This window comes from Pseudomonas sp. WS 5010 (assembly GCF_012985565.1).
Lineage (GTDB): Bacteria > Pseudomonadota > Gammaproteobacteria > Pseudomonadales > Pseudomonadaceae > Aquipseudomonas.
Genome location: NZ_JAAQWQ010000003.1, coordinates 428,264 through 451,090, shown reverse-complemented (window position 1 = coordinate 451,090; position 22,827 = coordinate 428,264). Strand labels below are relative to the sequence as shown.

Annotated in this window: 19 protein-coding genes; 4 read left to right on the top strand and 15 right to left on the bottom strand. The window is 62.2% G+C overall.

Annotation, left to right across the window (positions count from 1 at the left end; translation table 11 throughout):
* From HBO11_RS11000 to HBO11_RS10985, 4 genes are all read left to right on the top strand, one after another.
* Nucleotides 1-678, top strand: a complete 678-nt coding sequence (locus HBO11_RS11000; protein WP_169956339.1) for a heavy metal response regulator transcription factor — start codon at nucleotides 1-3, stop codon at nucleotides 676-678.
* Nucleotides 668-2,032 carry a heavy metal sensor histidine kinase gene (locus tag HBO11_RS10995; protein ID WP_169956341.1) on the top strand — a complete coding sequence of 455 codons (1,365 nt, stop codon included), beginning with the start codon at nucleotides 668-670 and terminating at the stop codon, nucleotides 2,030-2,032. Before HBO11_RS11000 ends, HBO11_RS10995 begins: the two co-directional genes overlap by 11 nt.
* A gap of 380 nt (nucleotides 2,033-2,412) precedes the next feature.
* Nucleotides 2,413-3,735, top strand: coding sequence for an OprD family porin (locus HBO11_RS10990; protein ID WP_169956342.1), 1,323 nt, complete (start codon nucleotides 2,413-2,415; stop codon nucleotides 3,733-3,735).
* A gap of 84 nt (nucleotides 3,736-3,819) precedes the next feature.
* A complete protein-coding gene (locus HBO11_RS10985) occupies nucleotides 3,820-5,319 on the top strand; it encodes a sensor domain-containing diguanylate cyclase (protein WP_169956344.1) in 1,500 nt (499 codons plus the stop codon).
* Nucleotides 5,320-5,475: 156 nt separating this feature from the next.
* Here the strand turns inward: HBO11_RS10985 and lpxC are convergent, their stop codons facing one another.
* From lpxC to rsmH, 15 genes are all read right to left on the bottom strand, one after another.
* Nucleotides 5,476-6,387 (bottom strand): UDP-3-O-acyl-N-acetylglucosamine deacetylase, encoded by a 912-nt coding sequence (gene lpxC, locus HBO11_RS10980; protein WP_029297841.1) that lies wholly within the window; start codon nucleotides 6,385-6,387, stop codon nucleotides 5,476-5,478.
* Nucleotides 6,388-6,499: 112 nt separating this feature from the next.
* Nucleotides 6,500-7,690 carry a cell division protein FtsZ gene (gene ftsZ, locus HBO11_RS10975; RefSeq protein ID WP_057444456.1) on the bottom strand — a complete coding sequence of 397 codons (1,191 nt, stop codon included), beginning with the start codon at nucleotides 7,688-7,690 and terminating at the stop codon, nucleotides 6,500-6,502.
* Between the two features lie 64 nt (nucleotides 7,691-7,754).
* Complete coding sequence (ftsA, locus tag HBO11_RS10970; RefSeq protein WP_029297837.1) at nucleotides 7,755-9,014, bottom strand: cell division protein FtsA; 1,260 nt, start codon at nucleotides 9,012-9,014, stop codon at nucleotides 7,755-7,757.
* A gap of 15 nt (nucleotides 9,015-9,029) precedes the next feature.
* Nucleotides 9,030-9,896: a cell division protein FtsQ/DivIB gene (locus HBO11_RS10965; RefSeq protein ID WP_169956346.1), complete on the bottom strand. Its 867-nt coding sequence runs from the start codon at nucleotides 9,894-9,896 to the stop codon at nucleotides 9,030-9,032.
* Nucleotides 9,897-9,900: 4 nt separating this feature from the next.
* Complete coding sequence (locus tag HBO11_RS10960) at nucleotides 9,901-10,872, bottom strand: D-alanine--D-alanine ligase (protein WP_169956349.1); 972 nt, start codon at nucleotides 10,870-10,872, stop codon at nucleotides 9,901-9,903.
* The gene (murC, locus tag HBO11_RS10955) at nucleotides 10,869-12,320 is read right to left on the bottom strand and encodes a UDP-N-acetylmuramate--L-alanine ligase (protein WP_029297832.1); all 1,452 of its coding nucleotides are present in this window, start codon (nucleotides 12,318-12,320) and stop codon (nucleotides 10,869-10,871) included. The genes HBO11_RS10960 and murC overlap by 4 nt, the downstream gene beginning before the upstream one ends.
* Complete coding sequence (gene murG, locus HBO11_RS10950) at nucleotides 12,313-13,383, bottom strand: undecaprenyldiphospho-muramoylpentapeptide beta-N-acetylglucosaminyltransferase (protein ID WP_169956351.1); 1,071 nt, start codon at nucleotides 13,381-13,383, stop codon at nucleotides 12,313-12,315. Before murG ends, murC begins: the two co-directional genes overlap by 8 nt.
* On the bottom strand, nucleotides 13,373-14,584 hold the full coding sequence (gene ftsW, locus HBO11_RS10945) for a putative lipid II flippase FtsW (protein WP_169956403.1): 1,212 nt from the start codon (nucleotides 14,582-14,584) through the stop codon (nucleotides 13,373-13,375). The genes murG and ftsW overlap by 11 nt, the downstream gene beginning before the upstream one ends.
* 8 nt (nucleotides 14,585-14,592) lie before the next feature.
* Nucleotides 14,593-15,939 (bottom strand): UDP-N-acetylmuramoyl-L-alanine--D-glutamate ligase, encoded by a 1,347-nt coding sequence (gene murD, locus HBO11_RS10940; RefSeq protein WP_076963501.1) that lies wholly within the window; start codon nucleotides 15,937-15,939, stop codon nucleotides 14,593-14,595.
* Nucleotides 15,940-15,945: 6 nt separating this feature from the next.
* Entirely contained in the window at nucleotides 15,946-17,028 is a 1,083-nt protein-coding gene (gene mraY / locus HBO11_RS10935; protein WP_029297824.1) for a phospho-N-acetylmuramoyl-pentapeptide-transferase, read from the bottom strand.
* On the bottom strand, nucleotides 17,028-18,398 hold the full coding sequence (gene murF / locus HBO11_RS10930; RefSeq protein WP_169956353.1) for a UDP-N-acetylmuramoyl-tripeptide--D-alanyl-D-alanine ligase: 1,371 nt from the start codon (nucleotides 18,396-18,398) through the stop codon (nucleotides 17,028-17,030). The genes mraY and murF overlap by 1 nt, the downstream gene beginning before the upstream one ends.
* Complete coding sequence (locus HBO11_RS10925; RefSeq protein WP_169956355.1) at nucleotides 18,391-19,854, bottom strand: UDP-N-acetylmuramoyl-L-alanyl-D-glutamate--2,6-diaminopimelate ligase; 1,464 nt, start codon at nucleotides 19,852-19,854, stop codon at nucleotides 18,391-18,393. The genes murF and HBO11_RS10925 overlap by 8 nt, the downstream gene beginning before the upstream one ends.
* Nucleotides 19,854-21,596, bottom strand: a complete 1,743-nt coding sequence (locus tag HBO11_RS10920) for a penicillin-binding protein 2 (protein ID WP_169956405.1) — start codon at nucleotides 21,594-21,596, stop codon at nucleotides 19,854-19,856. The genes HBO11_RS10925 and HBO11_RS10920 overlap by 1 nt, the downstream gene beginning before the upstream one ends.
* Nucleotides 21,596-21,889, bottom strand: a complete 294-nt coding sequence (ftsL, locus tag HBO11_RS10915) for a cell division protein FtsL (RefSeq protein ID WP_169956357.1) — start codon at nucleotides 21,887-21,889, stop codon at nucleotides 21,596-21,598. The genes HBO11_RS10920 and ftsL overlap by 1 nt, the downstream gene beginning before the upstream one ends.
* Nucleotides 21,886-22,827: a 16S rRNA (cytosine(1402)-N(4))-methyltransferase RsmH gene (gene rsmH / locus HBO11_RS10910; protein WP_169956407.1), complete on the bottom strand. Its 942-nt coding sequence runs from the start codon at nucleotides 22,825-22,827 to the stop codon at nucleotides 21,886-21,888. The genes ftsL and rsmH overlap by 4 nt, the downstream gene beginning before the upstream one ends.

The window sequence follows — 22,827 nt, the reverse complement described above, 5'->3', positions numbered from 1 at the left end:
ATGCGCGTCCTGATTATTGAAGACGAAGAAAAAACCGCCGACTACCTGCATCGCGGGCTGACGGAACAAGGCTACACCGTGGACGTGGCCCGCGACGGCATCGAGGGCCTGCACCTGGCCCTGGAGAGCGACTACGCAGTGATCGTGCTCGATGTGATGCTGCCCGGCCTCGACGGTTTTGGCGTGCTGCGCGCACTGCGGGCACGCAAGCAGACCCCGGTGATCATGCTCACCGCCCGCGAGCGTGTGGAAGACCGCATTCGTGGCCTGCGCGAGGGGGCCGACGATTACCTGGGCAAGCCGTTTTCCTTCCTCGAACTGGTGGCACGCCTGCAAGCCCTGACCCGCCGCAGCGGCGGGCATGAACCGGTGCAGGTGACCATCGCCGACCTGTGGATCGACCTGATCAGCCGCAAGGCCAGCCGCGCCGGCCTGCGCCTGGACCTGACCGCCAAGGAGTTCTCGCTGCTCAGCGTCCTGGCCCGGCGCCAGGGCGAGATCCTGTCCAAGACGGCGATTGCAGAAATGGTCTGGGACATCAATTTCGACAGCGATGCCAATGTGGTCGAAGTGGCGATCAAGCGCCTGCGGGCCAAGCTCGATGGGCCCTTCGAACACAAGCTGCTGCACACTATTCGTGGCATGGGCTATGTGCTGGAGAACCGCAGTGTCGAGTAACTCGATTGCCCTGCGCCTGAGCGGCATGTTCACCCTGGTCGCGCTGGTGATTTTCCTGCTGATCGGCGGCGCGCTGTACCAGCAGGTGGACCGTGGCCTGGGCTTGTTGCCGGGGGCCGAGCTGGATGCGCGCTACAGTGTGCTGGAGTCGTCGATCACGCGTTTCGGCACTCCGGATCACTGGGTGAAGATGACCAGCAAACTCAAGCTGCTGGGGGAAGAGGACACACGGATTCGTTTCTGGGTGGTGAGCAGTGACCCGACCTACGAATACGGCAACCCGGACGCACGCATCCGCGAATTCGCCGCCGGCCCCACGGGCAAGCGTGATTTGTACCTGCCGGGGCATGCGTATCCGTTCAAGGTGCTGGTCAGCCAGTTCCCGGCCAAAGACCAGCGCCCGCCGCTGCGCTTTATGATCGCCATCGACACCGCCAACTTCCGCGCCACCCAGCACCATCTGCTGATGGCGTTGATCAGCCTGGCGTTTGTCGGCGTGGTGCTGGCTTCGCTGCTGGGCTTTTGGGTCGCGCGCATCGGTCTCAAGCCTTTGATCAAACTCTCGGACGAAGCGCAAAAACTGGCACCGCCAAAACTGTCCGGGCGCTTGCAGTTGTCACCGTTGCCGCCGGAGCTCAAGCAGTTCGTCAACTCCTTCAACTCGACCCTGGAGCGCGTGGAAACCGCGTACTCGCGCCTGGAATCCTTTAATGCCGACGTAGCCCACGAACTGCGCTCGCCGCTGACCAACCTGATCGGCCAGACCCAGGTTGCGCTGACCCGTGGCCGCTCGGCCGAGCATTACTTCGAGGTCCTGCAATCGAACCTGGAAGAGTTGGAGCGCCTGCGCTCGATCATCAATGACATGCTGTTCCTGGCCAGCGCCGACCAGGGCAGCAAGGCCACCAAGCTGATCGAAAGCTCCCTGGCCGATGAGGTGGCGACCACCCTCGACTACCTGGATTTCATCCTCGAAGACGCCCAGGTGCAGGTCACGGTGGTCGGCGATGCCTTGGTCCGGATCGAAAAAGCCCATTTGCGCCGGGCCCTGATCAACCTGCTGAACAATGCCGTGCAGCACACCTCGCCGGGGCAGGTGATCGAGGTGCGGATTGAAGCGCAGGAGCAACAGGTGCTGATTGGCGTGACCAATCCAGGTGAGCTGATTGCCAGCGAGCATCTGCCCCGCTTGTTCGAGCGCTTCTACCGCGTCGACGCCTCGCGCAGCAACAGCGGGGCCAATCATGGGTTGGGGCTGGCGATCGTCAAGGCAATTGCGTTGATGCATGGCGGGGATGTGTTTGTGCGCAGTGAGCACGGGGGCAATACGTTTGGCATCAGCCTGCCCGTATAAACACCTCGGCCTACTGTAGGAGCCGGCTTGCCGGCGATGGCGGCCAGTCAGTCGACTTATTCATCACTAATCCACTGCTATCGCCGGCAAGCCGGCTCCTACAGTTGATCTTCGCTGTCTTGACTGTTGCGGTTTGGGCAACAGTCATTATCTTGTTACACTCTGTACCGTACCGCTCGCCTGCGCCAATATGTCGCATCGACGAGCGAGACGGCAAAGACAGCCGACCCGCCCTGCCATTTCCCTCGACTTATTTCCAGGGCTCTACACTGGGAATCTGTCTTAAAGCCGCTGACTTCAGCGGCTTTTTTTTGCCGTAAAAAAGGCCAGGAACACCCCACGACATTGGCCGTTCAGACTTACCCAAAGGAGCTCCCCCGGTGAAACCCGCGCTGACATTCACCCCGTTATTCCTCGCGATTGCAGCAACTATCTCCCCGCTCGCCCTTGCAGCAGATGCCCCTCCCGCCGACGGATTCGTCGAAGGCTCAAGCCTCACCATCAACACCCGCAACTACTACATGAATCGCGACCGCCGCGACATTCACATCAACGACAGCAAAGAGTGGGGCCAAGGCTTCCTCGGCATCTTCGAATCCGGCTACACCCAGGGCACCGTGGGTTTGGGCCTGGATGTGCATGGCATGCTCGGCCTGAAGCTGGACGGCGGTGGCGGTACCGACGGCTCCAGCATCCTGCCGTACGGCAGCGGCAGCGGCAAAGCGCCGGGCTCGTTTTCTACCGGTGGCGGCACCCTGAAAATCCGCGCCTTGGATACCGAGCTGAAGGCCGGCGACCTGTTCCTCAACAACCCGGTGATTGCTGGCGGCATGACGCGCATGCTGCCCGAGACCTTTCGTGGCGTCAGCCTGACCAACCACAGCCTTGACGGCTGGATGTTCGAAGGCGGCCAGGCCAGTTTTGCCAAGCTCTACAACCAGAGTGGCCATGGGCGCATCGGCACCAGCTATGGCGCACTGCCCAAGGGCCAGGACAGCCAGCACATGAACTGGGCCGGCGTGGCGTGGAGCGGTCTGCCAGGGCTGACCAGCAACCTGTACGCCTCCGAACTCAAGGACGTGTGGAACCAGTACTACTACGACCTGGACTACACCTACGCGCTCAACGACCTGGTCAGCCTCAACCCGGGCCTGCACTTCTACCACACCCAAGACACCGGCAATGCCCTGCTGGGGGATATCGACAACAACACCTACAGCCTGCATTTCACCGTGGGCGTGGGCAATCACAGCGTCACGGCCGCGTACCAGCGGGTCAATGGCAACACGCCGTTCGACTACATCGCCCAGGGCGACAGCGTGTACCTGGACAACTCCCAGCAATACTCGGACTTCAACGGCCCCAACGAGCGCTCGTGGAAACTCAAGTACGCCTATGACTTCGCTGGTCTTGGCGTACCCGGCCTGACCTCGGCGGTGTCCTACATCAGCGGCAAGACCGACCTGACCAAAGTCGACCCCAACAGCCGCGGCTACTCGGCCTGGTACAGCGCCGATGGCAAGAACGCCAAGCACTGGGAGCGCGATATCGACCTCAAGTACGTGGTGCAGGGCGGCAAGGCCAAGGACCTGGCGGTGCGCCTGCAATGGGCTACCAACCGAGGCAGCAATGGCTACTCGGCGGTGGACCGCGATGTGGATGAGTATCGGGTGATCATCGACTACCCGATCAATGTGTTCTGACGGCCAATTATCTTTTTCGCCAATGACTTAATTTAATGCGCGCGGAACTAAACTGCCATCATCGTCACCGCCGAAGTCAGTCCGATGAGTCAACGCCGCGCCCTTAACCTGCCTGCACGCCCGGAGCTTTTGCTGATTCTGGGCAGTGGTCTCACAGTTACCCTGATCCTGATCATCGTTGCCGTGCTGCTGATCCGCGAACATGCCAGCACACTGCAGACCGCCCAGCGCTCCACCAGCAATATCACCCAGTTGATCAATGCCGATGTGCTGCGCAACGTCGAGCTCTATGACCTGGCGTTGCAAGGCCTGATTGCGGCAGCCGGCAAGGACATGTCAGGGCTGCCGGGCGATGTGCGGCACCAACTGCAATTCGACCAGTCCACTGCGGCGCCGTACAAAGGCGAAGTCTTGCTGCTGGACGCCCAGGGCGCGGTGCTTGCCGACTCATCCACACTGGCACCCACGCGGCGCAACTTCGCCAACCGCGACTATTTCCAGGTCCATCAACAGAACCCCGACGCCGGGCTGTTTATCAGCCGCCCGTTCAAGATCCGCTGTGATTGCGAGCAGATCTGGCGCATCGCCTTCAGCCGCCGCGTGACCGGGCCCGACGGTGAGTTTGCCGGGGTGGCCGTGGCGACCATGCGCCTGGCATATTTCGACCAATTGTTCAGCAGCCTGACCATCGGCAGCGGTAACACCATCAATCTGCTGAACAACCAGGGCATCCTGCTGGCCCAGCAACCCCTGCTCGAGAGGGACATGATCGACAAGGATCTGAGCTCACGCCCCAACTTCAAGCGCATGCTGCAAGAAGGCAGCGGCAGCTTCCGGGCCATCTCTGCGATCAGTGGCACCCCACGGCTCTACACCTTTACCAATGTGGGCCGGTTGCCATTGATCGTGGTAGTGGCCTTGGCCAGCGACGATGTATTCGCCGCCTGGCAACGCGCCGCGTGGCTGACGGCGGGGGCCACCGGGGTGTTGTGTGTGGGCCTGCTGTGGCTGAGCTGGATGTTGCGCCTGGAACTGCGGCGTCGCTACCGGGCCGAGAAAGTACTGTCAGAACTGGCAGCCACCGACGGCCTGACCGGCCTGGCCAACCGCCGCATCCTCGACCAGCGCCTGGCCCTGGAATGGGAGCGCGCGCGCCGCTCGACCGAGCCCTTGGCCCTGTTGATGATCGACGTCGACCACTTCAAGGCCTTCAACGACCGCCACGGCCACCAGGGCGGCGACGAAGCGTTGCGCAGCGTGGCACAGGTGATCGGCAGCCACATCCGCCGCCCGGCCGACCTCGCGGCGCGCTATGGCGGTGAAGAGTTTGCGGTGATCCTGCCGCATACCGACGCCAGCGGTGCCCGGGCGATTGCTGAGCGTATCCGCCAGGGGATCCAGCACTTGCCGCCGGTTGCGGGTGATAGTGAGCCAGTTACGGTGAGTATCGGCTTGAGCACCTGGGACAAACGCAGCAGCGCGTCATTGGAGCAGTTGCTGCTCAGTGCTGACCGGGCGTTGTATGAGGCGAAAAATAGTGGGCGCAACCGTGTGGTCGATGCGGCCACACTGCTGGCGCCTTGAATGTAGGAGCCGGCTGGCCGGCGATGGCGGCCGGATGGTCAGTGCAAGGTTCAGGGGCCTCATCGCCGGCAAGCCGGCTCCTACAGGGGGATGTTTGCCAATAAAAAAAGGCCACCCGAAGGCAGCCTTTAAAAACTAAAGAAAGAGAGTTGTTACTTACACCGCCGCAACGGGACGCATGTAAGAGATCGGTGCGGTGCTGGCATCTTCGAAGGTCACGACTTCCCAAGCGTCTTTCTGCTCAATCAACTTGCGCAGGAGCTGGTTGTTCAGTGCATGGCCCGACTTGAAGCCTTTGAACTCGCCTATCAGGCTATTGCCCAACAGGTAGAGGTCACCAATTGCATCGAGGATCTTGTGCTTCACGAATTCGTCTTCATAGCGAAGGCCGTCTTCGTTCAGTACACCATCCGCGTCGACCACGATGGCGTTTTCCACGCTGCCGCCGAGTGCGAGGTTGTGCTTGCGCAGGTACTCGATGTCACTCATGAAACCAAAGGTACGGGCGCGGCTGACTTCTTTTACAAACGAAGTGCTGGAAAAATCCACGCTTGCACTTTGGGTGCGGTCACGGAATACCGGGTGATCGAAATCGATCTCAAAGCTCACTTTAAAGCCTTCGAACGGGACGAAGGTGGCGCGCTTGTCGCCGTCTTCTACTGTCACTTCCCGCAGAATGCGAATGAACTTCTTGGCTGCGTCCTGTTCTTCCAGGCCGGCAGATTGAATCAGGAATACGAAAGGTCCAGCGCTACCATCCATGATCGGGACTTCAGACGCGGAGAGCTCGACGTAGGCGTTATCGATGCCCAGGCCAGCCATGGCCGAGAGCAAGTGCTCCACCGTGTCCACTTTGACGTCACCGTTGACCAATGTGGTCGACATGGTGGTTTCGCCAACGTTTTCCGCGCGAGCAGGAATCTGCACCACAGGGTCCAGGTCGGCACGAACAAACACGATGCCGGTGTCGACAGGTGCGGGCTTGAGAGTCAGATATACCTTCTCCCCGGAGTGCAGACCTACACCTGTGGCACGGATAATATTCTTCAGGGTGCGTTGTTTAATCATGGCTTGGACCGCTTCAGCGCAAATTGCGAACTGGTATCAACAAAGGCTGGCGATAATAGCAGACCAGACCTTTGCTGAACACCAATCACCTTCATAGCCCTGATACATTCCATTAATCGGCCTGACGACGCAGGAAAGCCGGGATGTCCAGGTAGTCCAGATCATCTTGCGGATTCGGGCTACGGGACGCCGCAGCACCGGCCTGGGCCTGGTTGCGCATCACGGTCGGACGATCCAGATCACGGTAGTTCACCGACGGCAGTTCCTGGCGAGCAGGTGCTGGAGCGGCGGCCGAGGCCTGGCTGGTGTGCACGGTATTGTCGATAACCTTCACAGGTTTCTCGATTTTTGCGCCCAGACCTGTGGCAACCACGGTCACATGCAGTTCGTCGCGCATGTCCGGATCGATAACGGTACCGACCTTGACCATCGCGTGCTCGGAAGCGAAGGCTTCGATGATGCTACCCACGTCGGAGTACTCGCCCAGGGACAGGTCGGGACCGGCGGTGATGTTCACCAGGATGCCGCGTGCACCTTGCAGGTTCACGTCTTCCAGCAACGGGTTGCGGATGGCCGCTTCGGTCGCTTCACGTGCACGGTTAGGACCGCTGGCGCAGCCAGTGCCCATCATCGCCATGCCCATTTCGCTCATGACCGTACGTACGTCGGCAAAGTCGACGTTGATCATGCCCGGACGCTTGATGATGTCGGAGATACCGCGAACGGCACCGGCCAGGACGTCGTCAGCCTTGGCGAAAGCCGACAGCAGGCTTGCGTCTTTACCGAGGATGGTCAGCAGTTTTTCGTTGGGGATGGTGATCAACGAGTCAACGCTTTCAGACAGCAGACGGATACCTTCGTCGGCGATCTGCATGCGCTTGCGGCCTTCGAACGGGAACGGACGGGTCACGACTGCGACGGTCAGGATCCCCATTTCCTTGGCCACTTCGGCAATGATTGGCGCCGCACCGGTACCGGTACCGCCGCCCATGCCGGTGGTGATGAACACCATGTTGGTGCCTTGCAGCACTTCGGCAATACGCTCGCGGTCTTCCAGGGCGGCTTGACGGCCGACTTCCGGATTGGCGCCAGCGCCCAGGCCCTTGGTCACGGCTGTGCCCAATTGCAGGATGGTCCGCGCGCCGATGCTTTTGAGCGCCTGGGCATCAGTGTTGGCGCAGATGAATTCAACGCCTTCAATGTTGCTCTTGACCATATGGTTGACAGCGTTGCCGCCGCCACCGCCGACACCGATTACTTTAATAACCGGGCTTGCGGGGATGTTGTCTACGAGTTCGAACATTTTCCCTCTCCTTCATTTCTCTAGTTTTTTCGCCTACTACTTGAAACGGTGTTGCGGTAAATCTTTAGAAATTGCCCTTCACCCAAGCCTGCAGACGCTCCAGCAACGGCGCTTTGGGCTCGTCACTGCTATAGCTTTCGCGGCTGCCAATGCCCGACAGGGAAATGCCGTCGGTCTGCTTTTGCAGGCCATACAACAGCAAGCCCACACCGGTGGAATAAATCGGGTTGCGCACCACGTCGCCCAGGCCCTTGACGCCATGGGGCACGCCCAGGCGGACCGGCATGTGGAAGATTTCCTCGGCCAGTTCGACCGCGCCTTCCATCTTCGAGGTGCCACCGGTCAGCACGATGCCGGCCGGGATTAAATCTTCGTAGCCACTGCGGCGCAGTTCAGCCTGGATCAGGGTGAACAGTTCGTCATAGCGCGGCTCGACCACTTCGGCCAGGGCCTGGCGCGACAGTTCGCGCGGTGGGCGGTCGCCCACGCTCGGCACCTTGATGGTTTCACCGGCACCGGCCAGCTTGGCCAGGGCGCAGGCGTAGCGGATCTTGATTTCTTCGGCGTACTGGGTCGGTGTACGCAGCGCCATGGCGATGTCGTTGGTCACCTGGTCACCGGCAATCGGGATCACGGCGGTGTGACGGATCGCACCCTCGGTGAAGATCGCGATATCGGTGGTGCCACCGCCGATGTCCACCAGGCACACGCCCAGCTCTTTTTCGTCGTCGGTCAGGACCGAGTAGGCCGAAGCCAGTTGCTCGAGAATGATGTCGTCGATTTCCAGGCCGCAGCGGCGCACGCATTTTTCAATGTTCTGTGCCGCATTCACCGCGCAAGTCACGACGTGGACCTTGGCTTCCAGGCGTACGCCCGACATGCCCAGGGGCTCACGCACGCCTTCCTGGTTATCGATCACGTAGTCCTGCGGCAAGGTGTGCAGCACACGCTGGTCAGCCGGGATCGCCACAGCCTGGGCGGCGTCGAGGACGCGCTCAAGGTCGGCCGAGCTGACTTCACGGTCGCGAATCGCCACGATGCCGTGGGAGTTCAGGCTGCGGATGTGATTGCCCGCCACACCGACGAACGCCGAGTGAATCCGGCAGCCGGCCATCAGTTGCGCTTCTTCGATGGCGCGCTGGATCGATTGCACGGTGGATTCAATGTTGACCACCACGCCCTTCTTCAGGCCCCGGGACGGATGCGTGCCGATTCCGACGATTTCCAGCGTGCCGTCGTCCGCGACCTCGCCTACCAGCGCCACCACCTTGGAGGTGCCGATATCGAGACCGACGATCATTTTGCCGCTTTGCACGTTTGCCATGGGTCCTGCCTCTTCTTAATTCTTCGCGACAGCGGGCTGCGCTGTCGTGGGCGCAGCCGGTTCGCGCCAGCTAACGGCAAGGCCGTTGGCGTAACGCAGGTCGATGCTCGCAATGTTCGTAATCTGTTCTTTCAAGGTTTTGTCGTAGATGGCGATAAAGCGGCGCATCTTCTCCACCAAGTGGTCGCGTCCCAGCAACAACTCGATGCCCGGGCCGGAACTGCCTGCCCCGGTGGTCAAAAACCAACTGCCCCGTTCGCGCAATTCCAGGCGCGCAATGGAGAAGCCCAGTGGCCGCAGCATCTGGCTCAACGCCTGGTACTGCTGCATCACTTGCTGCTGTGCCCGTTGTGGTCCGAACAACTGCGGCAAATGCTCGTAGTTGGCCAGCTCACGCGGGTTGAACGCCTGGCCCTGGTTGTTCAACAGCGCTTCGTCGCCCCAACGGGCCACGGGCAGTTGTTCTTCCAGGCGGATCGTCACTTGATCCGGCCACACGCGCCGTACTTCGGCGTGGGCAATCCACGGCATCTGTTCCAGTTCGGCACGCATGCCGGCCAGGTCGATGGTGAAGAAGCTCGCCGCGACAAAAGGCGCGATCCGCTGCTGCACCGCTTGCTGGCTGATGTAGCTCAAGTCGCCCTGCACGCTGATCTTGGTGATCGGGCGGTCGGCATACGGCAACAGGCGCTGTGCACCTTCATAGGTGCCAAAGCCCAACGCCACCAACAGCACCGGCCAGAACAGGGCCTTGAGAAAACCAAAGTTGGCTTTCGGCAGGCGCGCCGACATCGGCTCTTTAGCCACCATTCGACTGGCACCACGCGGCACCGGCTTGCGGCCGGGAGCGGGTTGCTGATGACGAAGCGATGCGCCTTGCATGGTCTTAACCTCGTGCCTCTTCATTACTGGCCACATAACTGGCCGCCAGGATCGCCAGCACCAATTGCTGGAAGTCCAAGCCGGCCGCACGTGCAGCCATGGGCACCAGGCTGTGGTCGGTCATACCCGGCGCGGTATTGACTTCCAGGAACCAGAAGTTCCCCTGGTCATCCTGCATCACGTCTGCCCGCGCCCAACCGGCGATACCCAACGCCTCACAGGCTTTCGCCGTGAGGTCCATCAATTCCTGCTCTTTGGTTGCATCGAGCCCGCACGGGATCCGGTACTGGGTATCGGAGGCCAGGTACTTGGCGTCGTAGTCGTAAAAGGTGTGGGGCGTGCCCAATGCGATGGGCGGCAATACCTGGCCACGCAGGGTGGCGATGGTGTACTCGGGACCCTGGATCCACTGTTCCACCAACACTTGCGAATCGTAGGTACTTGCCGCTTTCCATGCGTCGATCAATTCGGCGGCCGAGTTCACTTTAGCCATGCCGATACTGGAGCCTTCATGGGCTGGTTTGACGATCAAAGGCAGGCCCAGTTCCTTGGCTGCAGAAATACAATCGTCTTCACTGCACAGAACGCTGTGACGCGGCGTCGGAATGCCCAGGCTGTGCCACACCTGCTTGGTGCGCAACTTGTCCATGGCCAGGGCCGAAGCGAGGATGCCACTGCCTGTGTAGGGAATGCCGGCGCACTCCAGCAGGCCCTGCATGCTGCCGTCTTCACCACCACGGCCGTGCAGGATGATGAAGGCGCGGTCGATCTTCTCGGCCTGCAGGCGGGCGAGGAAGTCATCGCCCACGTCGATACCAAAGGCATTCACACCGGCACTTTGCAGCGCCTGGAGCACGGCATTGCCGGACTTGAGCGAGACTTCACGCTCAGCACTCTTGCCGCCGAACAACACGGCCACGCGACCGAAGTCGGCAGGTGCGATGGTGGAGAACAGGGAGGCGTAATTCGCAGTCATTTCGACTTCCCCTGTACAGCGGCGGCAGCAAACAGCGGGCTCGCCAGCAATTTAGGGGCAAGGCCGCCGATATCACCGGCACCCTGGCACAGCAGGATGTCGCCGGCGCGCAGCAGCGGCTTGACGATCGGCGCCAGGTCCACGCCTCGCTCGATATAGATCGGGTCCAGTTGCCCGCGCTGGCGGATGCTGTTGCACAGCTTGCGACTATCGGCACCGGGGATCGGTTCTTCACCGGCCGGGTAGACTTCCATCAGCAGCAATACGTTGGCATCGGCCAATACATTTACGAAGTCGTCGTACAGGTCGCGGGTACGGCTGTAGCGGTGCGGCTGGTAGACCATCACCAGGCGACGCTCTGGCCAGCCACCACGCACAGCCTTGATCACGGCCGCGACTTCGGTCGGGTGGTGACCGTAGTCGTCCACCAGCATCACGTCGCCGCCGTCTACCGGCAACTGGCCGTAGACCTGGAAGCGCCGACCCACGCCGGCAAAGCCCGACAGGCCTTCGACGATGGCTTCATCGCTGACGCCTTCGTCGGTGGCGATGCAGATGGTCGCCAGGGAATTGAGCACATTGTGGTTGCCCGGCATGTTCACCGACACATCCAAGGGCTCGCGATCCGGACGCAGCACGGTGAAGAACGTCTGCATGCCTTGCTGGCGAACATTGATCGCGCGCACGTCAGCGTCTTCGCTGAAGCCATAGGTCACGGTCGGGCGCTTGACCAGCGGCAGGATTTCGCGCACTACCGGATCGTCCAGGCACACCACGGCCAGACCGTAGAACGGCAGGTTGTGCAGGAACTCGACGAAGGTTTTCTTCAACTTGTTGAAGTCGCCGTCGTAGGTCGCCATATGGTCGGCGTCGATGTTGGTGACCACGGCCACCAGCGGCTGCAGGTGCAGGAAGCTGGCATCGCTTTCATCGGCTTCGGCAATCAGGTAACGGCTGGTACCCAGTTGTGCATTGGTACCTGCTGCATTCAGCCGCCCACCGATCACGAAGGTCGGATCCAGGCCGCCGGCGGCGAACACCGAGGCGATCAGGCTGGTGGTGGTGGTCTTGCCGTGGGTACCGGCGACGGCGATGCCGTGGCGATAGCGCATCAGCTCGGCCAGCATCTCGGCGCGGGGCACCACGGGAATGCGCCGCTCAAGGGCGGTGGCCACTTCCGGGTTGGAGGTGTTCACAGCGCTGGAGACCACCAATACATCAGCCTGCGCGGCGTTCTCGGCACGGTGGCCGATAAAGATCTGCGCGCCGAAGGATTCCAGGCGCTCGGTGACCGGCGAAGTCTTGAGGTCGGAGCCGGAGACCTGATAACCCAGGTTCAGCAACACCTCGGCAATCCCGCACATGCCCACGCCGCCGATACCGACGAAGTGGATGCGACGGATGCGGCGCATTTCCGGTTGCGGCATGGCTTTTTGATTCTCAACCATGGGCCACCTCCAGGCAGATATCGACCACGCTGCGGGTGGCGTCGGGTTTGGCCAGGCGGCTTGCGGTGCTCGCCATGCTGTTCAGTCGTTCGGGTTGCATCAAAACCTCAGTCAGGCGTGCGGCCAGATCGGCGGCGCCAGTCGTTCTTTGCGGCAGCAGGAAGGCAGCGCCCTCCCCGGCCAAATATTCGGCGTTGCGGGTCTGGTGATCGTCGATCGCATGGGGCAAGGGCACCAGCAAGGACGGCAGACCGGCGGCGGCCAGTTCACTGACGGTCAACGCACCTGCGCGACAGACCACCAGGTCGGCCCAGCCATAGGCATGGGCCATGTCTTTGATGAAGGGCTCTACGGTCGCCTCGACACCGGCCTCGCGATAGCGGGCGGCGGTCACTTCATCGTGATTCTTGCCTGCCTGATGGAAGATCTCGGGACGCAGCTCCACAGGCAGCTGCGCCAATGCCTGCGGCAGCAGTTTGTTCAGCGGCTCGGCGCCCAGGCTTCCACCGAGGATCAGCAGATGCGCCTTGCGCCCGGCCAGGGCCTGGCGGGCAATGTCCATGAACAGTTCGGTACGCACCGGGTTGCCGGTGGTGCGGCGCTTGTCCATGGCCGCAAACGTATTCGGGAACGCCTCGCAGACCCGTGCCGCCAACGGCGCCAACAGCCTGTTGGCAGTACCGGCCACAGCGTTTTGCTCGTGGACGATCACCGGCACACCGGCCAAGCGCGCGGCCACACCGCCGGGACCGGTGACATAGCCACCAAAGCCCAGCACGCAGACCGGCTTCAATTCGCGAATGACCTTGCGCGCCTGCCACACAGCCTTGAGCAACACGAACGGCGCCTTGAGCAGGGACAATTTGCTCTTGCCGCGCAGGCCGCTGACGTTGATCAGATGCAGGCGCAAACCGGCCGCCGGGACCAGTTCATTTTCAATGCCACGGGGCGTGCCCAGCCAATGCACGGTGTAGCCACGGGCCTGGAACTCACGGGCACAGGCCAGCGCCGGGAACACGTGGCCGCCGGTGCCGCCGGCCATGATCAGCACGTTAGCGCCCATGGGTCGGCTCCTCGGCAAAATCGCTCTCGCTGAATTCCATTTCTTCGCTGCCCAAATGGGTTCGACTCTCCCACTCGATACGCAGTAACAAGCCGAGACAGGCACAGCAGATCACCAACGAGCTGCCACCGTAGCTGAGGAACGGCAAGGTCAGGCCCTTGGTCGGCAGCAAGCCAACGTTCACGCCAATGTTGATCAAGAACTGGCCGATCCACAGGAAGGCCAGGCCGTACGCCACATAGGCGGCAAAGAATTGTTTGGCTTTCTCGGCCCACAGGCCGATGTACATGGCCCGCACACAGACGAACACGAACAGCCCGACGGTGACCAGGGAGCCAACCACGCCCAGCTCTTCGGCCAGTACCGAGAACACGAAGTCGGTATGGGCTTCCGGCAGGTAGAACTGCTTCTGCACACTGTTGCCCAGGCCCACGCCCAGCCACTCGCCGCGACCGAAGGCAATCAGCGCCTGGGTCAACTGGTAGCCGGAACCGAACTGGTCGGACCAGGGGTCGGTAAAGGTGATCAGACGCGCCATCCGATAGGGTTGCGCCTGCACCAGGATCGTTACGGCCGCCACGGCGAGCCCGACCATCAGGGCAAAGCGGAACAAGCCCACCCCACCGAGGAACAGCATCGCGGCGGCGGCGCCCATCATCACCACGGTGGCGCCGAAGTCCGGCTCCATCAGCAGCAGGCCAGCCATGGGCAGCAGCACGATGAAGGGCTTGAAGAAGCCCATCCAGCTTTCCCGCACTTCTTTCTGGCGGCGCACCAGGTAGCCCGCCAGGTAAATCACCACGAAGACCTTGGCGATTTCCGACGGCTGCACGTTGAACGCGCCGAAGCCGATCCAGCGCATCGACCCATTCACCTCGCGACCGATGCCGGGGACGATCACCATCACCAGCAGGCCGAAGGCGCCAATCAGCATCAGCCAACCCAGGCGCTGCCAGGTGGCGATGGGAATCATCATGGTGACGATGCACGCACCGAGGCCGATCACCAGGTAAATCAGGTGGCGGATCATGTGGTACAGGGTGTTGCCCGACTGTACGGCGGCCACTTCCGAGGACGCCGAGGTGATCATCACCAGGCCCAGGCCCAGCAGCGCCAGGCAACCGGCGAGCATTGGGAAGTCGAGGTCGATCCCGCGCCCAGTAATGATCGGCGATGGGTACGGCTTGATAATGTTCTTCAGGTCCAGACTCATGCCAAGCCCTCCACGGCGCGGGCGAACAACTGGCCGCGCTCTTCGTAGTTCTTGAACATGTCGAAACTGGCGCAGGCCGGCGACAGCAGCACGGCATCGCCGGGCTGGGCCAGGGCGCGGCACTGAGCGATGGCATCGTCCAGGGAAGTGGCGCGCACTTGCGGCACCGCGTCGCCCAGGGCGGCGGCGATCAAGTCGCTGTCACGACCCATCAGCACCACGGCGCGGCAATGAGCAGCCACCGGGCCCTTGAGGTCCTTGAAGTCGGCACCCTTGCCATCGCCACCGGCGATCAGCAGCAGTTTGCCGTCGATATCGGCACCCAGGCCTTCGATGGCGGCCAGCGCGGCGCCGACATTGGTGGCCTTGGAATCGTTGTAGTAGCTCACGCCATCCAGGTCGCGCACCCACTGGCAGCGGTGTTCGAGGCCGGCGAAGGTGCGCAGGCTCGACAGCATCGCGTCGAACGGCAAGCCGACCGCATGCCCCAACGCCAACGCCGCTAGGGCATTGGACTGGTTGTGGGCGCCACGGATTTTCAGTTCACGCACCGGCATCAGGTTCTGGAATTCGAAGGCCAGGTATTTCTCGCCATTCTCTTCACGGATACCAAAGGCCTTGAAGTCGGGTTTGCTCAGGCCGAAGGTCCAGCATGGCAGGCCCTCGCCCATCAACGGACGGCTCAGGGCATCCTGGCGGTTGACCACTACCTGCCGCGCACCACGGAAGATCCGGTGCTTGGCCAGGTGATAAGCCGGCAGGCCGCTGTAGCGGTCCATATGGTCTTCGCTGACGTTCAACACGGTGGCCACTTCGGCGCCGAGTTGATCGGTGGTCTCCAGTTGGAAGCTCGACAACTCCATGACGTACAGCTCGATATCGTCGCTGAGCAAATCCAGCGCCGGCGTGCCGAGGTTACCGCCCACGGCCACGCGCTTGCCGGCCGCAGCCGCCATTTCGCCAACCAGGGTGGTGACGGTGCTCTTGGCGTTGGAACCGCTGATCGCCACGATGGGCGCCTTGGCGTTACGCGCAAACAGTTCGATATCGCCGGACAACTTCACGCCACGCGCCGCTGCCGCTTGCAGGGCCGGGGTCGCCAGGGCCAGGCCGGGGCTCACGTAGAGCTCGTCGGCACGGCACAGAAACTCGACATCCAACTCGCCACAACGCACTTCCACGTGCGGGTAGTCACGGCGCAGCGTGACCAGCTCCGGTGGATTTTCCCGCGTATCGGCCACGGCAAACGACGTGCCCCGGTTCGCCAGGAAGCGAACCAGGGACATGCCGCTCTTGCCGAGGCCGACAACGATGCGGAAGTGGTCTGAAGCGATCAGGGACACTCGTTTCTACCTCAGTTTCAGGGTGGCAAGGCCAACCAGCACAAGAATCACGGTGATGATCCAGAAACGGACGATCACCCGTGGCTCCGGCCAGCCCTTGAGTTCAAAGTGGTGATGAATCGGCGCCATGCGAAACACGCGGCGGCCGGTCAACTTGAAGGACGCAACCTGGATCACCACCGACAGGGTCTCCATCACGAACACGCCGCCCATGATGAACAGGACGATTTCCTGGCGCACGATCACGGCAATGGTGCCCAGGGCCGCACCCAGCGCCAGGGCGCCGACGTCGCCCATGAACACCTGGGCCGGATAGGTGTTGAACCACAGGAAGCCCAGCCCGGCACCGATCAGCGCGCCGCAGAACACAATCAATTCACCCGCGCCCGGTACATACGGGATCAGCAGGTATTCAGCGAATTTCACGTTACCCGACAGGTAGCAGAAGATGCCCAGGGCGCCGCCCACCATGACGGTCGGCATGATCGCCAGGCCATCAAGGCCATCGGTCAGGTTGACCGCGTTGCTGGAGCCGACGATCACAAAGTAGGTCAGTACCACGAAGCCAATGCCCAGCGGGATGCTGGCGTCCTTGAGCATCGGGAAAATCAGGGTGGTTTCCACCGCGCTTGGCGCAGTCATATAAAGGAAGATCGCCGCGCCCAGGCCGAACACCGACTGCCAGAAGTACTTCCAGCGGCTTGGCAGGCCCTTGGAGTTCTTCTCGATCACCTTGCGGTAATCATCGACCCAGCCGATGGCGCCGAACAGCAGGGTCACCAGCAACACCACCCAGACGTAGCGGTTGGCCAGGTCGGCCCAGAGCAAGGTGCTGATACCGATGGACGACAGGATCAACGCACCGCCCATGGTCGGTGTGCCGGACTTGGACAGGTGCGACTGCGGGCCGTCATTACGCACGGACTGGCCGATCTGCAGGTTTTGCAGGGTACGGATCATCCATGGCCCGAGAAACAGCGACAAACACAGCGCGGTCAGCACACCCAGGATCCCGCGCAGGGTCAGGTACTGAAAGACCGCGAAGCCTTTGTGGAACTGTTGCAGATACTCAGCCAGCAGCAGCAGCATTAATGTTTCTCCGTACTTGAGCCACACAAGGCCGCGACGACGTTTTCCATCACCGCGCTGCGCGATCCCTTGATCAAAATAGTTGTGTGTTTGTCTTGTTCGGCCGCGCCCAGCGCCTGGATCAACTCGGCCTGGCTCGCGAAATGCCGCGCGCCCAAACCGAAAGCGGCGACGGCATGGGCCATGTTCGGACCGACGGCGTAGAGGGCGTCGACTTTGCCACTGGCGTAGGCACCGACTTCACGGTGGGACTGTTCGGCCCATTCGCCCAGCTCGGCGATATCCCCCAGCACCAGCACCTTGCGACCGTCGAAGCCTTTGAGCAGGTCAATGGCCGCGCAGATCGAGGACTGGTTGGCGTTGTAAGTGTCGTCAATCACGCGCATGCCGTTGCTCGCCAGTTGCGCCACGGTACGGCCCTTGACCGGTTGCACTGCGCCAAGGCCGGTGGCAATGCCGAACAGCGACACGCCCAGGGCGTAAGCAGCGGCGGCGGCGGCCAGGGCATTGGCAACGTTATGGTTGCCCAGCAGGTTCAGTTGCACGTGCTCATCACCTTGCGGGCTGTGCAGGGTGAAGGCCGGGCAGCCACGGGCGTCGAGCGTGATGTTCGAGGCATGGAAATCGGCCGCGGCGTTGTGCACGGCGAAGCTCAGGACCTTGCGCCCGGCGGTACGTACACGCCAGGTTTCGAAGGCCTTGTCATCGAGGTTCAATACGGCGATGCCGGAAGCGTCCAGCCCCTCAAGGATTTCACCCTTGGCCTGGACGATCTTCTCGGGACCGCCAAACTCGCCAACGTGGGCGGTACCGGCGTTGTTGATAATCGCAACGTGTGGCCGGGTCATGGCCACCGTGTAGGCAATTTCGCCAATGCGCGACGCGCCCAGCTCGATCACGGCGGCGGTGTGTTCCGGGGCCAGTTCCAGCAGGGTCAGCGGTGCGCCAAAATCATTGTTGAGGTTGCCACGGGTCGCCAGCACCGGCCCGCGCGTGCGCAGGATACCGGCGAGCAGTTCCTTGACCGTGGTCTTGCCGCTGGAACCGGTGATCGCCGCCACCGGGTTGGTGAACGCTGCGCGATTCAGTGCACCCAGCTGGCCAAGGGCCAGGCGGGTGTCGGCCACCAGCAACTGCGGCAGTGTCGAGTCAGTGACTTCACGCTGCACCAGGGCGCCGACCGCGCCTTTGGCGGCCACCTCATTCAAATAGTCATGCCCGTCGAAGCGCGGGCCGGCCAGGGCGACGAACAGTTGCCCCGGCTTGATGTTGCGACTGTCGATACTGACGCCGTCGAAGCTGCAATCACTCGACAACACACGGGCCGACAAAGCCTGGGTCAGTTCGCTGAACTGCATGGCCTTAAGCATGGGCCACCTCCCATGCGGTCAAGGCGCGATCGGCCTCGACCAGATCGGAGAAGGCATGGCGCTCGCCGTTGATTTCCTGGTAGTCCTCATGGCCTTTACCGGCCAGGACTACCACGTCGTCGGCGCTGGCGCTGGCAATCAACTGGGCAATGGCGTCGGCGCGGCCGGCAACAAAAGTCACTTGGGAGGCGTCTTTGAAGCCTGCGCGGATATCGTCGAAAATCTGGCTCGGCGCTTCGCTGCGCGGGTTGTCATCGGTGACCAGCACGCCGTCGGCCAGGCGCTCGACGATCTCGGCCATCAGCGGGCGTTTGCCGCGATCGCGGTCGCCGCCGCAGCCGAACAGGCACAACAACTTGCCCCTGGCATGAGGACGCAAGGCTTCGAGGACTTTTTCCAGGGCATCCGGGGTGTGGGCGTAATCGACCACCACCAGCGGTTGCGTCCCGCCACCCAGGCGCTGCATGCGCCCGGCCGGGCCTTCGAGCTTGGGCAATACGCGCAGGATTTCATCCAGGGCATAATCCAGGCCCAGCAAGGCGCCGATGGCTGCGAGCACGTTGCTCAGGTTGAAGCGACCGAGCAAGGTGCTGCGCAGATGGTGTTCGCCCTGGGGCGTAACCAGCGTTGCGAGTACGCCTTCATCGTTGAACTGGGCTTCGCGGCAATACAGGTAGGCGCTGGAATCTTCCAGGCTGTAGCTGATCAGGCGCGCTTCGCTTTTTTCGGCGGCCAGTTGGCGACCGAATGCATCATCGAGGTTCACGACGCGGCACTTCAGATCGGTCCAGCCGAACAGCTTGGCCTTGGCGGCGGCGTACGCCTCCATGCTGCCGTGGTAGTCCAGGTGGTCGCGGGACAGGTTGGTCATCACCGCCACGTCGAACGCCAGCGCAGTCACCCGGCCCTGGTCCAGGCCGTGGGACGACACTTCCATGGCGACGGCCTTGGCCCCGGCCTTTTTCAGGTCGGCCAGGGTCGCCTGCACGGCGATCGGGTTCGGCGTGGTATGCAGGCCGCTTTGCAGCGCGCCGTAGAAACCGGTGCCCAGGGTGCCGACGATGCCGCAGTGCTGTCCTAGCAGGTCCAGCGCCTGGGCCACCAGTTGGGTGACGCTGGTCTTGCCGTTGGTGCCGGTGACGCCGACCAGGTTGAGTTGACGGCTCGGGTCGCCATAAAAACGCCCGGCGATATCCGACAACTGCGCCGCCAGGCCCTTGACCGGAATCAACGGCACATCGGTAATCGGCAATACGGTGGCGCCTTCTACTTCATAGGCCACGGCCGCCGCGCCGCGCTGCAAGGCGTCGGCGATATGCGCACGGCCATCGAACTTGCCGCCCGGCACAGCCAGGAACAGGTCGCCGGCGCGTACGTTACGGCTGTCCAGGCTCAGTTCACGAATCAATAGGTCGCGACCAGCGTGGGCGAAAATCTTGTTCAGGCTAAGAGACATCAGCCGCGCCCTCCATTGGCTTTTACAGCAGCGGCCGGTGGTCCGGCGTTGGCTTGTTGGGTCGGCGGCAGGTTGTCCGGCGTGATGTTCATCAAGCGCAGGGTGCCGGACATGACTTTGCTGAATACGGGAGCCGAGACCAGGCCACCGAAGTAACCGGCCTTGCTCGGTTCGTCGATGACCACCACGATGGCGTAGCGCGGATCGCTCATCGGGCCGAAGCCGGCGAACAGCGAACGGTAGGAGTTTTCGGCATAGCCCTTGGTGCCCACCGAAGTCTTACGCGCCGTACCGGACTTGCCGGCCACGTGATAGGCCGGCACCTGGGCACGGAACACGCCGCGCGGCGCCTCGATCACTTGTTGCAGCATGGTCTGCATGGTCTTGGCGACGTTTTCCGGGATGACCTGTTCGGATTTCGGCGCTTCGTCAACGTGGATCAGGCTCAATGGCGTCATGCGGCCATTGTTGGCCAGCACGGAAAAGGCATGGGCCAGCTGGATCGCGGTCACCGACAGGCCATAGCCGTAGGACAGGGTCGCGGTCTCGGCCTTGCGCCACTCACGGTAGTTGGGCAGGTTGCCGACGCGCTCGCCCGGGAAGTCCAGGCCCGTGGGCTGGCCGAGGCCGATCTTCTGCGCCAGGTGGTAGATGGTCTCGCCGCCGATATCAAAGGCGACTTTACTCATGCCCACGTTACTGGAGTTGATCAGGATGCCGGTCAGGTCCAGCACCGGGCCTTCGCTACGGGATACGTCGCGGATGGTGTATTTGCCCAGTTGCAGGGTGCCGGGATAGACCTCGACCTTGTCGGTCGGCTTCCAGCGCCCGGACTCCAGGGCCGCACTCATGGAGATGGCTTTCATGGTCGAACCCGGCTCGAACACGTCGATCATCGCGCGGTTGCGCATCATCGCCGGTTGCAGGTTGCGACGGTTATTCGGGTTGTAGGTCGGCTGGTTGACCATGGCGAGGATCTCACCGGTCTTCACGTCCATGATCACCAGGCTGCCGGCCTTGGCGCCGTTCTCAATGATGGCGTTACGCAGCTCACGGTTGGCCAGGTATTGCAGGCGCAGGTCAATCGACAACGCCAAGGGCTTACCGGCCTTGGCGTTTTTGGTGACCTGGACATCCTTGATCAGTCTGCCGCGTCGATCCTTGATGACCTGCCGTTTGCCGGGAACCCCGGCCAGCCATTCGTCGTAGGCAAGTTCCACCCCTTCGCGGCCATGGTCATCAATGTCGGTGAAGCCGACCATATGGGCAGTGGTCTCGCCGGCCGGGTAGAAACGCCGGAATTCCTCGATGCCGTAGACACCGGGGATTTTCAGGTCGAGCACGCCTTGCCCCTGTTCAGGGGTGAGGCCGCGAACCAGATAGATGAATTCTTTATTGGCCTGGGCTTCAAGGCGCTCTTTAAGGGCCTTGGGATCCTGGCCAAGGGCGTGGGCCAGTTCGGTCCACTTGTCCTTGGCCACTTGCAGCTCCTTGGCGTTGGCCCACAGGGTGGTCACCGGGGTACTGACAGCCAGGGGCTCGCCATTACGGTCGGTAATCAGGCCGCGGTGCGCAGGAATCGGGATATGACGCAGGCTACGGGCATCGCCCTGGCCGATCAGGAAGTCGCGGTCCACCACCTGCAGGTCGACGATGCGCCAGGCAATCGCGCCCACCATCAGTGCGAGCAAGCCCAGCACGACACGGAAGCGCCATGGGTAGAGTGCGCCTTCGAGTTTCATCATGGCGCCACCATGCGGACTTCAGCCGCGCCAGGAATGTGCATCTTCAGCTGTTCGGCGGCCAGCACTTCGATGCGGCTGTGGGCCGTCCAGGTACTTTGTTCCAGGATCAACCGGCCCCACTCCGCCTGCGCCTTGTCGCGCACGCTCAACTCGCCGTACAGGCTATTGAGCAACTGGCGATTCCAGTGGGCGCTGTAGGACACCGCAATCGCGGACACCAGCACGCCGACAAACAGCAGCAACATAAAGAAGCTGCCGCCCGGCAGAGGCTTGGCGAAAAGCTTGCTCACCGCAGCTTCTCCGCAACGCGCATGACGGCGCTGCGAGCACGGGGGTTGGCCTTGAGTTCGGCTTCGGAGGCGAACTGCGCTTTGCCATGGATTTTGATTTTCGGCACAAAGGCTTCGAAACGTACCGGCAGGTTGCGCGGCAGGTTATCGCTCTCGCCCTTGACCAGGCGACGCATGAACAATTTGACGATGCGGTCTTCCAGGGAGTGGAAGCTGATCACCACCAGGCGACCGCCCACTTCCAGGGATTCCAGGGCAGCCTCGAGGCCGGCCTCAAGGTCACCCAATTCGTTGTTGACGTGAATGCGCAGGCCCTGGAACGCACGGGTTGCCGGGTTCTTGCCCTTTTCCCACGCCGGGTTGGCGACTTTCAGCACTTCGGCCAGGTCGGCAGTGCGTTCGAACGGCTGGATTTCCCGGCGCTCGACCACGGCACGCGCCATGCGGCCGGCGAATCGCTCTTCGCCGTATTCCTTGAACACACGGGTGATTTCTTCGTGAGGTGCGGTGGCGATGAACTGCGCGGCGCTAATGCCACGGCTCGGGTCCATGCGCATGTCCAGCGGGCCATCATTCATGAAACTGAAGCCGCGCTCAGGGTCGTCCAACTGCGGCGACGACACGCCCAGGTCCAGCAAGACCCCGGCCACCTTGCCCGCCATGCCCCGCTCGGCGACTTCAGCGCCCAGCTCGGCAAAGCTGCGCTGCACAACGACAAAGCGGCCGTCTTCGGCCGCTAGCGCTTGCCCGGTGGCAATCGCCTGGGGATCCTTGTCGAACCCGAGGAGCTTGCCCTGCGGGCCGAGCTGGCTGAGGATCAACCGACTGTGCCCGCCGCGCCCGAACGTGCCATCCAGATAGCAGCCATCAGGGCGCACGGCGAGAGCCTCGACGGCTTCGTCAAGCAGCACGGTGATGTGGTTAAAGCCGCTATCAAT

What these genes read in the sequence shown, in the direction of transcription:
- HBO11_RS11000 (WP_169956339.1), top strand. Translation starts at nt 1, where the DNA reads ATGCGCGTCCTGATTATTGAAGACGAAGAAAAAACCGCCGACTACCTG.
- HBO11_RS10985 (WP_169956344.1), top strand. Translation starts at nt 3,820, where the DNA reads ATGAGTCAACGCCGCGCCCTTAACCTGCCTGCACGCCCGGAGCTTTTG.
- lpxC (WP_029297841.1), bottom strand. Translation starts at nt 6,387, where the DNA reads ATGATTAAACAACGCACCCTGAAGAATATTATCCGTGCCACAGGTGTA.
- ftsZ (WP_057444456.1), bottom strand. Translation starts at nt 7,690, where the DNA reads ATGTTCGAACTCGTAGACAACATCCCCGCAAGCCCGGTTATTAAAGTA.
- ftsA (WP_029297837.1), bottom strand. Translation starts at nt 9,014, where the DNA reads ATGGCAAACGTGCAAAGCGGCAAAATGATCGTCGGTCTCGATATCGGC.
- HBO11_RS10965 (WP_169956346.1), bottom strand. Translation starts at nt 9,896, where the DNA reads ATGCAAGGCGCATCGCTTCGTCATCAGCAACCCGCTCCCGGCCGCAAG.
- HBO11_RS10960 (WP_169956349.1), bottom strand. Translation starts at nt 10,872, where the DNA reads ATGACTGCGAATTACGCCTCCCTGTTCTCCACCATCGCACCTGCCGAC.
- murC (WP_029297832.1), bottom strand. Translation starts at nt 12,320, where the DNA reads ATGGTTGAGAATCAAAAAGCCATGCCGCAACCGGAAATGCGCCGCATC.
- murG (WP_169956351.1), bottom strand. Translation starts at nt 13,383, where the DNA reads ATGGGCGCTAACGTGCTGATCATGGCCGGCGGCACCGGCGGCCACGTG.
- mraY (WP_029297824.1), bottom strand. Translation starts at nt 17,028, where the DNA reads ATGCTGCTGCTGCTGGCTGAGTATCTGCAACAGTTCCACAAAGGCTTC.
- murF (WP_169956353.1), bottom strand. Translation starts at nt 18,398, where the DNA reads ATGCTTAAGGCCATGCAGTTCAGCGAACTGACCCAGGCTTTGTCGGCC.
- HBO11_RS10925 (WP_169956355.1), bottom strand. Translation starts at nt 19,854, where the DNA reads ATGTCTCTTAGCCTGAACAAGATTTTCGCCCACGCTGGTCGCGACCTA.
- HBO11_RS10920 (WP_169956405.1), bottom strand. Translation starts at nt 21,596, where the DNA reads ATGAAACTCGAAGGCGCACTCTACCCATGGCGCTTCCGTGTCGTGCTG.